Annotated in this window: 14 protein-coding genes; 6 read left to right on the plus strand and 8 right to left on the minus strand. The window is 40.9% G+C overall.

What is annotated here, in order from left to right:
• Positions 1–25: 25 nt before the first annotated feature.
• Positions 26–1,597, plus strand: a complete 1,572-nt coding sequence (locus DI53_RS13165) for a hypothetical protein (RefSeq protein WP_037500326.1) — start codon at positions 26–28, stop codon at positions 1,595–1,597.
• 134 nt (positions 1,598–1,731) lie between these two features.
• Complete coding sequence (locus DI53_RS13170) at positions 1,732–3,534, plus strand: fibronectin type III domain-containing protein (RefSeq protein WP_157836780.1); 1,803 nt, start codon at positions 1,732–1,734, stop codon at positions 3,532–3,534.
• A 76-nt stretch (positions 3,535–3,610) separates the two neighbouring features.
• On the opposite strand, the gene DI53_RS20360 is transcribed toward DI53_RS13170, so the two are convergent.
• Both DI53_RS20360 and DI53_RS13180 read right to left on the minus strand, forming a co-directional pair.
• Entirely contained in the window at positions 3,611–3,886 is a 276-nt protein-coding gene (locus tag DI53_RS20360) for an SH3 domain-containing protein (protein WP_169741997.1), read from the minus strand.
• Positions 3,887–4,130: 244 nt separating this feature from the next.
• Positions 4,131–4,601 carry a thermonuclease family protein gene (locus tag DI53_RS13180; protein ID WP_037500412.1) on the minus strand — a complete coding sequence of 157 codons (471 nt, stop codon included), beginning with the start codon at positions 4,599–4,601 and terminating at the stop codon, positions 4,131–4,133.
• A 494-nt stretch (positions 4,602–5,095) separates the two neighbouring features.
• Between DI53_RS13180 and DI53_RS13185 the strand changes: the two genes are divergently transcribed.
• Positions 5,096–6,154, plus strand: a complete 1,059-nt coding sequence (locus tag DI53_RS13185; protein ID WP_037500335.1) for a type I restriction endonuclease — start codon at positions 5,096–5,098, stop codon at positions 6,152–6,154.
• 240 nt (positions 6,155–6,394) lie between these two features.
• Here the strand turns inward: DI53_RS13185 and DI53_RS13190 are convergent, their stop codons facing one another.
• Together DI53_RS13190 and DI53_RS13195 are read right to left on the minus strand one after the other, a co-directional pair.
• Positions 6,395–6,877, minus strand: a complete 483-nt coding sequence (locus DI53_RS13190; RefSeq protein WP_037500338.1) for a very short patch repair endonuclease — start codon at positions 6,875–6,877, stop codon at positions 6,395–6,397.
• Between the two features lie 220 nt (positions 6,878–7,097).
• A complete protein-coding gene (locus DI53_RS13195) occupies positions 7,098–8,345 on the minus strand; it encodes a DNA cytosine methyltransferase (RefSeq protein ID WP_037500341.1) in 1,248 nt (415 codons plus the stop codon).
• A gap of 194 nt (positions 8,346–8,539) precedes the next feature.
• On the opposite strand from DI53_RS13195, the gene DI53_RS13200 reads away from it, so the two are divergent.
• From DI53_RS13200 to DI53_RS13205, 3 genes are all read left to right on the plus strand, one after another.
• A complete protein-coding gene (locus DI53_RS13200; RefSeq protein WP_037500344.1) occupies positions 8,540–9,250 on the plus strand; it encodes an Eco47II family restriction endonuclease in 711 nt (236 codons plus the stop codon).
• An 18-nt stretch (positions 9,251–9,268) separates the two neighbouring features.
• On the plus strand, positions 9,269–9,448 hold the full coding sequence (locus DI53_RS20750; RefSeq protein ID WP_081939457.1) for a type II restriction endonuclease: 180 nt from the start codon (positions 9,269–9,271) through the stop codon (positions 9,446–9,448).
• Positions 9,449–10,263: 815 nt separating this feature from the next.
• A complete protein-coding gene (locus DI53_RS13205) occupies positions 10,264–13,242 on the plus strand; it encodes an AAA domain-containing protein (protein ID WP_037500347.1) in 2,979 nt (992 codons plus the stop codon).
• Positions 13,243–13,467: 225 nt separating this feature from the next.
• Here the strand turns inward: DI53_RS13205 and DI53_RS13210 are convergent, their stop codons facing one another.
• From DI53_RS13210 to DI53_RS13225, 4 genes are all read right to left on the minus strand, one after another.
• Complete coding sequence (locus DI53_RS13210; RefSeq protein ID WP_037500350.1) at positions 13,468–13,737, minus strand: hypothetical protein; 270 nt, start codon at positions 13,735–13,737, stop codon at positions 13,468–13,470.
• A gap of 436 nt (positions 13,738–14,173) precedes the next feature.
• On the minus strand, positions 14,174–14,410 hold the full coding sequence (locus tag DI53_RS20635) for a hypothetical protein (protein ID WP_241462425.1): 237 nt from the start codon (positions 14,408–14,410) through the stop codon (positions 14,174–14,176).
• A gap of 153 nt (positions 14,411–14,563) precedes the next feature.
• Positions 14,564–14,821, minus strand: a complete 258-nt coding sequence (locus DI53_RS20785; RefSeq protein WP_338056452.1) for an ORF6N domain-containing protein — start codon at positions 14,819–14,821, stop codon at positions 14,564–14,566.
• Between the two features lie 69 nt (positions 14,822–14,890).
• Positions 14,891–15,106, minus strand: a complete 216-nt coding sequence (locus DI53_RS13225) for a helix-turn-helix transcriptional regulator (RefSeq protein ID WP_037500356.1) — start codon at positions 15,104–15,106, stop codon at positions 14,891–14,893.
• Positions 15,107–15,170: the final 64 nt, after the last annotated feature.

The raw sequence follows: 15,170 nt of genomic DNA on the forward strand, positions 1-15,170 counted from the left end.
AACCAACCTAGATTAATCTGTATATATGAAATATTTTTTAACCCTTTTTTTATTGGGCATGGCCTCTTCTTGCTTTGCTCAAGCGACCAACGATAAGTTATTGGCCAGAGCTAAATCAGAAATGGATGATGGCTTTTATCAAGCATCCATTGATATCTTGAATAGCATCGATGGGAAGTCGAAGACGAAAGAACTTGTCGACTATCTTTTAATCTTAAACTATGCTAAGTTATTGACGGTCGGAGACTACCCGTCTTACGCGCTTATCAAAAGAGTAAGAGACGACGGGAATAGGTTTTTTACAAATTATCCTAAATCCAGAAACGTGAATGATGTCAAACGAATACTTGACGATATGACGTCCTATCCAAAAACACAGTCGGAATACGAAACGGTTAAGACCCAAATATTGCAAGAAAAAAAACGCCAAAGACAGGTTGCTTTATTGGCTGATATCCGTAAAAGCTATGAGCGAAAAGATTATGAGCAAAGTTTAGCTGCAATACAAGCTGCAAAAAAGGCCGGTTATGCGGAAAGCCCTGTTCAATACTATGAATTTATGATCAAATATCAACAGTTTGATCATAGCAAATCACAAAACTTCAATGAAATATTGCTGATAACGCAGTTGGGGGAAGCTATTGTTTCCAGCGGCGAGTCTTCGTTAGCAAAATTAAGTACAGCAGAAGTACAGCAGATCAAAAATATCTTAAACGGGTTGCCTAAATCGCTCAACGAATTTCGAAAGCAGGAAGAGGAAAAGAAAGCCGCAGCTCATGCCTTGCAACAACAGAACAAATTTGCCGCTATATCGGCTGACTACGAGGTCCACGATTATGCGCGCGTGATTTTAGTCGCAAATGATTTTCCAGATGATTCCAGAGAAAAAATGAAGGTGAGTTATTATCAAGTAATGAGTCGTTATCGACAATTACAAAGTAATGCTAACTACGAATTTTCGGAATTGATGAGCGTACGGTTTAATCTGCAAAGCTGGTTAAAAACATATGCCGATGAAGATAAGACGCAAAGAAACGATGTGACTTCAGCCTTGGATGATGTGCAAAAAAACTACCCGAATTCACAATATGCTTATGAAGCTCTTTTAAAAAAACAAGAAAAAAAACAGCAGGCAGCCATTCGCCGGCAAAGTCGTTCGATGTTTTCCAATATTGGTTACGAGTATGGAAAGCTAGCTCCCTATGGCGTACGCTTCGAGACGGGCGGCGGAGTCGTCGGCTTTTTTACCATCTTGCGCTTTGGACTCAAAACAAGTCAACAGCTTAAAGAATATAACACTATGCACAATGCTTCGCAGCCCAATAAGGCAGAGGTTGTTCTTGGTCCTAACCTCAGATTAATCCGTTGGTTGTTCCTGAATATTGGCACTGGATACGGTGTGTACGGTCATTTATACAGAAACGATTATCTCCAAGAGAAGGGGTACGCACGAACCGGTTACCTGGCCGGATACGGCGGAGTCACTTTGCGTCTAGGTAAGTTTGTAAATTTCATTGGCGGGGCTTCGCTGATGGGCATCGAAAAAAACATTACCAAACCCGAATTCACTACTGGTATTACTTTTAACCTCCGATAACGATGAATCCTTGCAAATCTATCCTACAAAAATTCTATTTTCTATCTATTTTAACTCTACTGGGAACATCCTGTGATGATAAAGATCAATTCGACTTTAATCAACATAATATAGTTGCCGTTACAACACAATCGATGGCAAGTGTAACCAAGAACGAAGCTACCTTAAGTGGAAAAGTGAATACAACGAACGGAAAAGTATTAACGCAGATTGGCATCTGTTACGCTACTCAATCAAAGCCTACCATTTCTAATGAACATGTACTCAAATCAGAAGGCTTGGACACGGGGGCATTTACGTTGTATATCCAAAATTTGAAACCCTCGACAACTTACTACTATAGCGCGTTCGCTACTAATGCATCAGGAACAGCATACGGCGATGTGTTGAGTTTCACGACTGAGAGTGGTTATGTTTCAAAGTTGGAAACGGAGTCCGCGACAGCTATTACCCGCGTGTCTGCAGAACTTGGTGGGAAAATCACCGATAATGGTGGTTATTCTGTCACTGGTAAAGGTGTATGTTATAGCGATATCAAGTCTCTTCCAACGATTTTGGATAATAATCTTACAATCTCAAGCGAAGAAACATCATTTAAAGGAACGTTAACGAAGCTCAAGGCTGGTACGAAATATTATGCGCGTGCTTATGCTACATCTTCCGTTGGAACAGGGTATGGTCAGGTGGTCAGTTTCACAACTGCAGCACCCATCTTGGCTTCAGCGTTATCGACAACAACAGTAACCTCAATTACTTCTGTTTCCGCCTTAGTAGGTGGTGCCGTTCTGGAAGATAATGGATCGGCAGTGACTGTTCGGGGCGTATGTTATAGCAGTTCGAGCAACGTCCCTACAATCAACAACGCAGCGGTAATAAATATCGGTTCAGGGACGGGAACCTTCTCTAGCCAATTGACAAGTTTGGCTGTTAATACCACGTACTACGGGAGAGCTTTTGCAACAAATGCTGCTGGTACGGCCTACGGGCCGGTCGTCGTATTTAAGACCTTATTGCCTGATCTGCCAAGTAGCGTTTCTACGATCAGTCCGTCAGTTATAACGATGAACTCGGCATATACAGGAGGGAGCATCGGAAGTGCGGGAGGAGGAACGATCAGCGCGCGTGGCGTAGTGTACAGTAGCAGTAATTCGGCACCTTCGTTAAGTAATGGCACCGTCGTATCCGGGGGATCTGGGACAGGCAGCTTTTCGATTACCTTATCTGGATTGCAATACAACACAACCTATTACATCAGATCCTTTGCAACAAATCAAGCGGGTACCACGTATGGTAACATCTACTCGTTCAAGACAACGTTGCCGAGTTTGCCTGCTAATCTAACGACGTATAATGCCACAGATATTAGACAAAATTCGGCCTACGTATCTGGATATATCAGTTCTGCGGGCGGCGGAACTATTTCATCGAGAGGCATTTTGTATAGCAGTACAAATTCATCGCCAACCATTGGTAGTGGAACATTCACCACTTCGGGGGCTGGTACTGGAAGCGTAAGTGCAACCTTGACCGGGTTGAATGCCGGTACAACCTATTACGCCAGGATTTTTGCGACAAACGAGGCAGGTACAGCCTATGGCAGCGTTATTTCTTTCACAACGCCTACACCTTACACAGCGCCTACCGGAGTATCTACCTCTTCAGTAAGTGCAATCGGCAGTACCTACGCTACTTTCAACGGGTATGTCACAACCAACGGCGGAAGCACAATTACTGAACGCGGATTTGTCTACAGCGCTAATACCTCGGTCCCGACCTTGACCGCAGGCACAAAAGCCGCAGCAAGCGGAAATTCAATAGGATCATTCTCTATATCCGTTACAGGATTGACGAGATATACGACCTATTATGTGCGTGCATATGCAACAAATGCCTATGGTACCACCTATGGTTCAGTTACAAGCTTTTATCCCAATTAATTCCCAAAGTGTTCCACACATAAGAAAAGGCGTCCCGTAATTTTGGAACGCCTTTTCTTATCCACGAACAGCAGTTTTATGGTTTGCTGCTTATTCTTATGGCATCACTCCTTATAAATCCAACTAGACCGTTATCGGTCTGCACTTTTGCCCAGTTTCCAATATTAGAAATGCAGGTTAATTTTTGTTTTTGATAGATGGTTGTAATAATTGGAAAATCTACTGCAGGTCCCTTACGTAAATTTGCCTTTTCAACATTGATTTCCACTTTTTTTAAGTGGTAGTCTTGATGCTTAGATGTTTTTTCGTTGCTAGGATTAGATCGATTTTTGACGGGTCTTGGTTTTTCCACAAGCTTAGTCGCTTTTTTCTGGTGCATAGTGTGGTCACACACGCCACATGATCCGCCGGCGTTACAGTGCGCGCATCTGCTGCAATTGCGGCAAACTGTGCAATTCGCCGAACCTGTGCACGTTCCCAATACGTGCAAGTTATCAATATCTATATAGGTAATAGCGGCTGTTTGGGAAAAGGCGAAATGCGTCGAAAGAGCATTTACTATGACAAGGCCAATAAATTTTAACATAGTGAAATCGTTAATTGTTTGTTTTATTCCATAGCCCCAACTGCCTCTCTTTTGCATATCGCTGCGCGGCGACCAGACGTTCTACATGTTTGACATTAGGTTGGATGGTCATTAATACGGCATACCCATCTTTTACGATTTTCTCATTGATAAAGGTACCGTCCGACAGGTATGCATAGGCAAGTGTTCTCCCATATTGATCCAGCGGATTGAGATCCATTTCCAATTTCACCGACTTGTTCAATAGCAGTTTTGTAGCATATGCTGACGCCTCTTTCCCAAACGGTTGTTTTTTCTTCTTGAAGTAATTACGAGGCTCGGGTGCGTCAATGCCAATCAGTCTAACTTTAATACGTTCGCCCGCTGTATCTTCGCACCAAAAAGTGTCGCCATCGGAAACTTTCACTATTTTGTAGCTTTCAGCGGAGGTAACCTTTTCATTCACTATTTTGTTGTTCGAAAACGCCATTCTATTATCCATTGATGTTTCTTTTTTTTGGTTGCATGCCATCAAAAAAACAAACAAAACGGGACCGAACAGATAGCCCCATTTTTCGTAGAATAGACTGTACTTGAATTTCATTTGCTGTAATGGTTTGGTTGTAAATCTTTTTTGTTAATAGCTCTGACTTGTTAGGGTAACGTTCATCGCAACGTGATTTGAGTGAAAAAGCGCTCAATACGTTCGTTACGAAGATTTACCATCTAGTTTTTTCCTTTCCCAGTTTTTTTGGCTTTTCCAAACCAAGCACACACATACTTTATATTATTATTTAGATGATAAATTAAGTTAATAATAAATACCAAAAATATGGTTAACAATCGCTGGTATTTTATGGTTTCCCGTAAATGGCGCTTGGCTAAAGCCACTACATTTGGCATGTCAGAAGATCATTTTACCTTTTCAGTATACGAAAAAGGGGATGAGAGAAGGCTATATAAAACAAGCATGTTAATTAATCGTAACAAACTATTATGGATTTTAAAGATGAAATAAGGCAGTTCGCCAAACGCGTCGATCGCCTATTACCACAGATTAAAACGGAAGAAGCCACAAAAACATCCTTGGTGATGCCTTTTTTGAAGATATTAGGCTATGATGTTTTCGATCCATTTGAAGTTCATCCTGAATTTATCGCTGATATTGGGATTAAAAAAGGAGAGAAGGTGGACTATGCTATTTTGCGGGACGACAAACCAGTGATCCTGATTGAGTGTAAGCATTATGCGGATGGTTTAGACCCACATAACTCCCAGCTCTTTCGATATTTTCACACCACAGAAGCGAAGTTTGGCTTATTGACCAATGGTGTGGAATATCGCTTTTATACCGATTTGGTGACGGCCAACAAGATGGATGAAAAGCCGTTCTTCGAATTTAAAATTTCGGATATTAAAGACAATGAAATTGCCGAATTGCGCAAGTTTCATAAAACGGTTTTTGATCTGGATAGTATTTCTACGGCGGCCAGCGATTTAAAGTACGCAAATGAGCTTACGATCTTATTAAGTGCTGAAATGCATAGTCCCAGCGACGAATTTGTGCGTTATTTTACGAAACAAGTTTATCCCAGTGTCGTTACGGCTAAGATCTTAGAGCAATTCACGCCCTTAGTAAAACGTGTCTTTACACAGATTGTCAACGACCAAATTGCTGAACGCCTCAAAAGTGCACTAAAGAAGGAGACGGAAACGGAGGAAAATACTGTTGCGCCCCAACTTGAGCCAGAGTCGCTGATCGTCACCACGCAAGAAGAAATCGACGGGTTTTTAATCGTTAAGTCTATTCTTCGTAAAGACTTGGAGATCGGACGAATCTTTATGCGTGACAACCAATCATATTGCGGAATTTTACTAGACGATAATAATCGGAAGCCTATATGCCGATTTTACTTTACCCCAAACCGTCTACGCATCGGGCTTTTTGATAAAGACAAAAAAGAAACAAAGCATGATTTGGATCGGCTGGATGACGTCTACAACTATTCCGAGCAGATCTTGGAGACCGTGTTGAATTACGGGACAAGAGAATAGATCGATAACAAAGTTTTCTTATTAAGGCTAAAAGTCGCTGGACGTTCTAGATGGAGCAAGTTCCCCTACAATACAGTAACACATCTTCTGGAATGGACAGCGGCTTGAATCTTAATTCTTCACAATGTAATATGCCCTCATGGATTAGCCTTTCACGTAAAATTTTGTACTCCTGAGGCGTTTGCTTCAGGAGTTTGTGTATAAGGGGGAGTGATGAGTTGTGTCAAAAAAGTTTACATTTTACCGCCACAGGCGTCTTGTTTCCAAAAATAGCTCGATCTGATTGACAACTACAGGCAGCCTTTTCAATACGTCTTGCGACCAAAAGCGGAAAACAGTGTAACCCATGTCGCGCAATACGCGATTTACCCGCTCATCCTTTTGCATGTTACGCTCAATCTTCGGAATCCAAAATAGGCGGTTTGTTTTGATGCGGTCTTTATTGTGTTTCCAATCGAAGCCGTGCCAAAATTCGCCGTCTACAAAGATGGCGAGCTTGTATTTCTTGATCAAGATATCAGGGCGGCCGGGCAGGGATTTGTCGTGCAATCTAAAGCGAATGTTTTTCGCCCATAGTGCTTTGCGCAGCATAATCTCGGGTTTCGAGTTTTTTCCCTTTATTCCTGCCATCATGCGGCTACGCTGCTTGCTCGTGTAAAAGCCGGCAGATTCTTCGAATCGCGGAACTTTTATGATGTCTTGCTTGTCTTCGTAGCTTTTCATGTCGCTAAATAGATCGTTTTGTCTATATGACGGCCGGAGGGGTGGAAAGGTTTTATGTAAGACGGTGTTGATTTATGGCAATTAGTAAAGCAGTTTAATTTGCCATCTGACAAACGATTTGTCGATATTCCCGAAGCAGTGATAGATGACGTGATTATCTCAAACGTTTTCTGAATACACAAAAGGTAGCCCAACGTTTGCAAGGCTACCTCTTTTTATCTTACGCCTGTTTCTTCAGTAAAATTAAATTTTCCATTTGATTAAGCGCCCTAACTATTTCTTTGCCCATTGCACGCGCAAGATTAACAGGCACGGCATTCCCTATTTGCTTATATTGTGCCGATACCGGACCTTGAAAGATCCAATCGTCAGGGAATGTCTGTATGCGTGCATATTCACGCACGGTAAAGGGTCTTGTTTCATCGGGGTGACAGCGCTCCGTTTGCTTCTGCGCTGGACTGCAGGTCAGCGTAAGGCAGGGTTCATCCCAGCTGATACGTCGCGCCATACCCGTCTTTCCACCGCCCAGAAAAAAGCTCTTTTGCATGTATTCTTGTTGTAGGTCAATTGGCAGATCGCGCCAATAGCCTCCCGGAGGGATTAGGTCCAAAAACATCTTCTTTTTCTCGGGATAATGTGTCCCTGCCGATGCAGGTACATCGCTGTCAAACAGTTCTCCCTTTTTTAGGGCATCCCGCAAGGTGAAAATCGTTTTCGATGGCGTAGGGTATTTAAAGGTAATGTCCAGATCTTTGCGTATTCCCACCAAGATCAGGCGTTCCCGTTTCTGCGGCACCTCATAGTATATCGCTTTCAGCACCCTTGGTTCCAGCACCTTATAGCCTATTTCATCCAATATAGAAATCATCCCCTGCAAGGTTTTTCCGCCATCGTGGTTAAGCAGGCCGCGCACATTCTCACCAATGCATATCGCAGGTTGTGTTTCCTGCACGGCACGTGCAAATTCGTAAAATAAAGTTCCCCGCGCGTCTTGAAGACCCAGTTTCTTTCCTGCGTAGCTAAAGGCTTGACAAGGAAAGCCTCCTGTTACCACGTCCACTTCGCCCTTGTATTTCTCAAAAGAAATGTTTTTGATATCATCTTCTATAACCTCCCAGTGCGGTCTATTCTTGCGCAAGGTCTCCGCTGCCCAATGGTCAATTTCATTGAGAGCAACACATTTCAATCCTGCTTTCTCCAGGCCAATGGCCAAGCCCCCCGCTCCCGCGAACAGCTCTAATACACGGTATGGGCGGTCAGGGATAATCTCATTTAAACTTAATTCTTTGTTATCTGTCGTCATCTGTACGTTTTCAAATAGGGCTAACTGTTCTTTTTTGTAAACCCTGTAATTGCTGATCGGTTCACGCATGGCCTGCAACTTTCCTTCCCTGTCCCAGCGGCGTAGCGTTTCGGTACTTTTACCTATCTTTTCAGCAAACTCTGCAATACTTAAATATGCTTTCATTACTAAAGTTTTATGGGTTAAAGGTTTGTTATTATAAAGAATAACCACATGGGACAACCTTATACATGGTTACAAATATAGAATAAAAAACATTGCTAATAAAATTAGTTTTCCACATTTTTTCGTTATTAACATCTATACGAGACGCGTTATTTCAATTATTTTTTATATAATTGACCTACAAAGTTATTTTTATGCCATATTTATATTGGATCAATGATGAATCACTTATTTTAGCAACACAGGGCCTGCTTGAAAAAGCAGTTGCCATCAAAGACCAAGCTGAAAAGAATATGAATAAAAATGTATTAGACCCATTTTCCTCGCTGTTTCAAATGGGCGGCTTTGGTTTAAATTATGAGGAGTGGCGCATCAGTGAGATTACGCGTCAGACGCAGAAATCTCTGCAAAACCATGTCGGCGATTTTCACCAAAATATTTTAGGCTCTGTTGCAGGCTGGGAAAATAAACGTACCGGAAATGTAATTGATCTGGTGAATGCTGATCGGAAAATAGTGGCAGAGGTTAAGAATAAACATAATACGGTAAAAGGTTCTGATTTAGTCGGTCTATATGATACCCTTGGAAACGCCGTAAATCAAAAGGTTAGCGTTTACAATGGGTATACATCTTACTACGTTACCATTATACCTAGCAAAGCTGTGCGTATAAATAAACCCTTTACACCATCAGATAATAAAAAAGGCCAGAAGCGTGCCGCTGACGAAAATATACGTGTTATCGATGGAGCGTCCTTTTACGAACTTGTTACGGGGGATCTTAATGCACTACGAGACCTATTTAGTGTCATGCCTCAAGTGATTGCCGATATCACAGGTAAAAAGTTCGCTGATGGAGAAGTAGGCTTATTAACTTCTTTGTTTAATGGTGCTTATGGCGAGTAGTATTTAGATGCCCACCGTATCAACAGCAAACATCTTTTTACGCTCCAACAGGGCATTTCCCGCAATCAACTGGAAGAAAAGTACCGATGCAACGTAACTTTGGTCGTCCCGCAATCTTATCTCAGTAGTTTTCCTAAAGAATTTCGGGAACGTATCTTAACCTTGCAAAACTTTATTGATCTGATCCGACAGAACTAATGATAAATGATTTGTCCGTTCTAATTGCAAAACATCTTTCGGTAGTTTTACCAAGTTTAAATTATTCCGCGGCAATATATTTGAATTATTAGCTTGATTGATGGAGACAATTTGAGGCTAGTTTTGAAACGCTTGTTGTAGTGCACATCTTTTCTCTGTCATGGTTTAATAGTCAATAGCATTCTAAATATAGAAGATATTTCAGTTATCTAACTGATTGCGCAATCTTTCTGTTTTCTATTTTAGCATATCATAAAAAAAGTTATATTTTCAGGGTAAATCAAGGGCATTATTGATGCTGAAAATTATCGACTTCAGGTAGATCGCATAGAAAGGCACTGTGATGCTCGTCCATCTTGATTAAGGATAGCTTCAACATCCTAGGGATCTCGCGTGTAAATACATGTTAACTTAGGTTAACCTGTTTTGTCTTTGGGAAACAGAAGGAGGCCAATCTATTAAAAAGGTTTTTTGCACAAGGTGGTGAAATTATCACTTTTTTATTTTTGTTTTAGGTGTTAGATTTAATTATTGTTTATATTGGAGATATTTAAGAAACCAAGACGTAAAAACAAGGTATGGAGTCTAGACGAAGAATTTCCTCTTTTTTCTGATCTTATAAAAATGTGAGGATCCTTCCGATTGGGCGAGAGATATGTATGGAGTTAAAGTTGTATTTGTTGACCTCATTATTTGCACGTAAGATGATGGAAAATCTACAAATTGCTTAATTCCAAGGGAAAATACGCATTCTCAGACCCAAAAGCATTTTGAATGGAGTGGGAACTCAAATTATCGAATTGTAAATCAATCTCATGAGTTATTTAGATACTATACGATATTGGCGTAATTCGCTGGCAGATGCATCTCGGCCGGCGATCAATTTATCAAAAACTAGAAATAAGAGTAAGTTTGATCTAAACTTAGTGAGTGGTCGAGTTGAATCATCAGTTGCTGAGTGGTTAGTATTTGAGGAAGAAAAACGAGTGAATGAGACAAGGGGAGTTCGAAATATGGAAGATCCGCAATGGCAGCAATTGTCGACGATTCCAGTTTTATTCACGCCATTTTATATAAATAGTAATGTTGAACACGGTAATAGCATTGATGATAACGATAAGATGATGCCATTTCTCATCCGTGCAACATTAAATAGGAATGGAAATTTAGGCGTTCCTGAAGATACGCTGCCATATGTCGCCAGAGACTATTTAGACCCACTTCCCCCACAAAGTGTTGCCTATCTATTTTCTACGGTAGAACTTGTGGATCATGCGCTATCCGATGTCCTAGTTGATCATTCATGGACAAGGTATGTAGAGCATATACATAAGCAGTTTTCGGTTATGACGGGCGAAACTTTTGAGACTTACACTTTCAATGGATATTTGAAAGTGGAGGAAAGTATCGTCTTTATCGATGAATCTATTCCAGCAGCTTCGGACAGTATTATCGCGCTCTATGACTACCTCATCCATGTTAATGATAACGAAGAACCGTTATTATCTCGTTTAGCAAGGCCTGCTGTAGAAGTGTCGAAGGATTTTATTAAGCTGGAACAATTTCCGGAAGCAAGTCTTGCCCATCAAGGCCAGATGGGTTATGAGTTTCCCCTCTCTATATCGCAACGGCAAAGTCTGTATGAGATCAATCGTATGGAAACAGGAGATATCTACGCTGTTAACGGCCCCCCTGGGACGGGGAAGACGACTCTCTTGCAAAGTGTCGTGGCTAACGAGGTTGTGAAATCTGCCATCAAAGGCGAAGATCCGGCCGTTATTTTGGCCTGCTCGACAAATAACCAAGCGGTGACCAACATTGTTGACAGCTTTTTGAATGTGAAGGTAAAGCAGCAGCCCCTATATGAGCGTTGGATTCCTGATGTACATAGTTATGCACTTTACCTACCTAGCGGTAGTAAATTAGTGTCCGAAAACATTCCCTTCCAAAAATTGACTGATGGTATTATGAACATACTGGAAACTCGTGATAATCACTCAATATCTGTACGCAACTTTATAGTAAAATTTCAAGAATGTTTTCCGGAGAAGGGTGACGTCTCCAGCATTAATGAGATAGCCGATTTTCTTCGGTCTGAGCTGTGTGGTAAACAGAGCCAGATTAATGAAGGTGTCACATTGTGGAAGGATTTCAGGACAACGGCGTCACGTATATCATCACTAAAATATAAGTATAGCCTCAAATTGGACGACGATCGGATAGCGCAAAATCTAGATGTAGCTCGTGCCCATCTAGTAGAATTCGAGCAAAAGAAGATTGCCTATTTCCATCAGGAAGCATGGTGGGTTAAGCTATTCTGCTTTCTACCTTTTGTTGCTCGCTACCGTGAACAGTATCTACGAGGCTTGTTCCGCGATTTTAATTTTGACCTTAGCGGACTGAACCTATCAAAAATGCAAGATCTTAACAACCATTTCGAACATTTATTTGAGGCAATTGAGAAGGTGCAGGTCGCTCTTCGGAACTGGGAAAGCTGGAAAAACCAGCAGCATATCCTGGGCAATCCTCCCACAGATCAAAAGATTTATAAACAAATTGGAAATACACCCCAAAAATATTTTCTTAATGAACTTGAAATGAACCAGAAAAATGAAATGTATTTCTTGGCAAGTCATTATTGGGAGGCGCGCTGGTTAATGGAGGTTGACGAAGGTCTACAAAATGATACGCTTTGGAAAACAGTCGGTGGGTATGGAATAGCGCGATGGAAACGCTACAGTATGCTGTTTCCATGCTTTGTGTCTACTTTCTACATGGCTCCAAAATTTTTCAATAAGTTGGTGTCTGCTGGAAAAAACCAGGCAGGGCGTCGTAAATGGGAGAAAATACCTCTCTTGTCCTCGATTGACTGGTTAATTGTAGATGAGGCAGGGCAGGTTACACCAGAGGTTGGTGCGGCAACTTTTGGGCTTGCTAAAAAGGCAGTGGTCGTTGGCGACACACTACAGATTGATCCTGTCTGGAGTGTTTCTAAACCGGTCGATAAGGCCAACCTTAAAAAGCACAAGCTGATGAAAGATCACGATAGCTATCTAGAATACGATGATATGGGATTTTTATGCAGCACGGGGTCAATAATGAAACTTGCACAGAAAACGTCGCCCTTTCGACTAAAAAAAGACCTTGCAAAGGGACTTTGGCTTACGGAGCATCGTCGATGCTATGACGAGGTTATAGGCTATTGTAATCTTTTAGCGTATAAGGGACTGCTTGAGCCCAAAAAAGGGCATGCTCCGAAAGATCTCGTTGTACCGCCGATGATCTTTATTCATCATACATCACAAACAGATGCTACCAAAGTAAGTAAGTCAAATGTTGCGGAGGCGACGTTAATAGCTAATTGGATTATTAGTAATCATCCAGCTATATTATCTTACTATCAAAGTTTGGAAAACAGATCTGCAAGGAAAGAGAATAGAGATGCCAAAAAACTTGTTATCGGAGATGTGCTCGCTATTGTCACACCATTTGCATTGCAAAACAGTGTCTTGAAGCGTATCATCCGAGATAAGGGTATAGATATGAAAAATCTGACAATAGGAACAGTTCATGCCTTACAAGGTGCAGAACGATCCATTGTACTTTTCTCAACAGTCTATGGCGGGAATATGAAAGGTTCCAGTTTCTTTTTCGACAGAGGTCCTAATATGTTGAATGTGGCAATTTCGAGAGCTAAAGATTCTGTAGTAGTGTTTGGATGTAAAGAATTGTATTCGGAACATAAGTCCGAAAGGCCTTCATCTTTATTGTATGGGTATATTCACGGCCTGTAATATCTATCAAGAAGATTAGTCAACAAAATGTGCGATTTTACCATATAAACTTCTAGTAGAGTCAATATGACAATCTATTTTTGCTATATTCAGCAAATGATTTAGAACGTTGTTAGGCAAAGCCGTCGTCGATCAGAAAGTAATGCTCCGTTTCACCAATTGTTTTTATCAGTAGGTAGCTCTAAAAAATTCTTTATGCTTATAAATAAACACTTATTTTTTCAGTTACCTCTTTAGTGTGCTTGGTGTGTATTGATCAAATTCATTAAAAAATCGTTCAATAACCTTCTCTACTTCCTCTTTAGCAACAACAATCGGCTTGATATTAAAGCCTTTTGGGTAGGCTTTGCCATTAAATTCAGGAATTAAAATTGCAGCCTTTTCATCATTCAGTTGGTTGCAGTCAAGAAAGATCCATGTGGACTCATCACTTTCTTTTATGGCCATGATAGTAGTAAGACCAATCATTCTCTTCGTTGTATCCGGTATACGCATAATATTCAATTGGGGAATAATGCAATATTGTATTCCGTCAAGTGATAGGATACGCCGCTCATGATAGTTTACAACACTGTCGATTTTATGCCTTGAGTTGCCAAGGAGGAGTATGTTTCGCGGAGTAATAACATTGCGCGCTCTCTTCCTCTTATAGCTTTTATTAGTCGGGGCGTGGTACTCTCCAACATATGCTGAATATTCCCTGATATCGACGCTGAAACCATTTTATCCAGGCTAGCATTTAGTTTAGCTGCTTCTTGTGCATTACTTGTTTGTAGAGTCAGCAGTGTTACTACTACAAAAAATGCGATAAGTCTCATTTCGTTTCGTTTTTCGTTAAAAAGTTTTTGGCATGGCTCCATTCATGAATCAAGTAGGAGAGTTCTGGTGAGCAGTTCAAACCGGTCGGCGGTTATTTTTCCTTATGTTCTGGCTATTTATGCCTATTTTTCTGATCCTTCTCTCCAATCTCATATCCGATTTTTGTTCTTTCGGTCGGTGGTGAAGAAACGTTATTGCCTTGGTTCTCTTGTAGGCGGTCAATATATTCGAACAGCAGCTCTATATTCCGGTCTTGGCCCTTCTGTTTTCTACTTATCTGTTCTACGATGTATTTGATTTCTGCTATTTCGAGTTTGACTTCTGCGTTGTCTGTTATTAGCTGTCTCATACGTGTAAATATCCGCATGATTTGGATATTGATTTGAATAGCAAGTTTGCTATTTAGCACAGATGATAACATAGCGACCCCTTGTTCGGTAAAACACAAAGTAGCATATCTCAATCCTTTGCTATCAGCATTAGAGATCACAATCTGTGATCTCTAATCTTTAAATTCTTTGGAAGGCATTTCAAACATGAAATCCTCCGGAAATCTTTCAATATTTCTGCGAACCTGCTCGTTAAGACGCTTAGTCTCTACACCATATAATTCTGCTAAGTCGCGGTCAAGCATAACCTTTTGACCTCTAAACTCGTAAATCTTTTTCAGAAGGACATCGTCTGGGAGTATAGATGTGATGGCGCTCTTATTAGTTTTACTAATAATTTTCCATGTATAATCAACTTTTTGCAACCACAATCAGCAACTATAACATAGGCAGTCATTAAATGATCTTATCGTAGAATGTAAAGCGTACGAAGAGTTGCCTCATTTTCCATCAGACCACTTCGTCGGGTAAAACAGATCCCTGATGTCGATCTTTAAATATTCAGCTATCTTGTAAAGTTTATGAACATCCGGCTGTTGTTTATTATGCACCCATCTCGAGACCGTGCTTTCAGAAACATCGAGTAGTTCAGCAATCCTTCGATTGTAAACACTGTGCTCGTTAAAAACCTCCGCAATACGATTTATTTTTATCATTTGAAGAACTGTTATTCTAAGCCAGAACTTACGGAAATCAACTCGATAAAAAGCGATATTGTAT

This window comes from Sphingobacterium deserti, from assembly GCF_000757725.1.
Taxonomy (GTDB): domain Bacteria; phylum Bacteroidota; class Bacteroidia; order Sphingobacteriales; family Sphingobacteriaceae; genus Sphingobacterium; species Sphingobacterium deserti.

Excerpts from the sequence above, each read along its gene's own strand:
- DI53_RS13165 (WP_037500326.1), top strand. The coding sequence starts at position 26 with ATGAAATATTTTTTAACCCTTTTTTTATTGGGCATGGCCTCTTCTTGC.
- DI53_RS13170 (WP_157836780.1), top strand. The coding sequence starts at position 1,732 with ATGGCAAGTGTAACCAAGAACGAAGCTACCTTAAGTGGAAAAGTGAAT.
- DI53_RS13180 (WP_037500412.1), bottom strand. The coding sequence starts at position 4,601 with ATGGATAATAGAATGGCGTTTTCGAACAACAAAATAGTGAATGAAAAG.
- DI53_RS13185 (WP_037500335.1), top strand. The coding sequence starts at position 5,096 with ATGGATTTTAAAGATGAAATAAGGCAGTTCGCCAAACGCGTCGATCGC.
- DI53_RS13190 (WP_037500338.1), bottom strand. The coding sequence starts at position 6,877 with ATGAAAAGCTACGAAGACAAGCAAGACATCATAAAAGTTCCGCGATTC.
- DI53_RS13195 (WP_037500341.1), bottom strand. The coding sequence starts at position 8,345 with ATGAAAGCATATTTAAGTATTGCAGAGTTTGCTGAAAAGATAGGTAAA.
- DI53_RS13200 (WP_037500344.1), top strand. The coding sequence starts at position 8,540 with ATGCCATATTTATATTGGATCAATGATGAATCACTTATTTTAGCAACA.
- DI53_RS13205 (WP_037500347.1), top strand. The coding sequence starts at position 10,264 with ATGAGTTATTTAGATACTATACGATATTGGCGTAATTCGCTGGCAGAT.
- DI53_RS13210 (WP_037500350.1), bottom strand. The coding sequence starts at position 13,737 with ATGCGTATACCGGATACAACGAAGAGAATGATTGGTCTTACTACTATC.
- DI53_RS20635 (WP_241462425.1), bottom strand. The coding sequence starts at position 14,410 with ATGAGACAGCTAATAACAGACAACGCAGAAGTCAAACTCGAAATAGCA.
- DI53_RS13225 (WP_037500356.1), bottom strand. The coding sequence starts at position 15,106 with ATGATAAAAATAAATCGTATTGCGGAGGTTTTTAACGAGCACAGTGTT.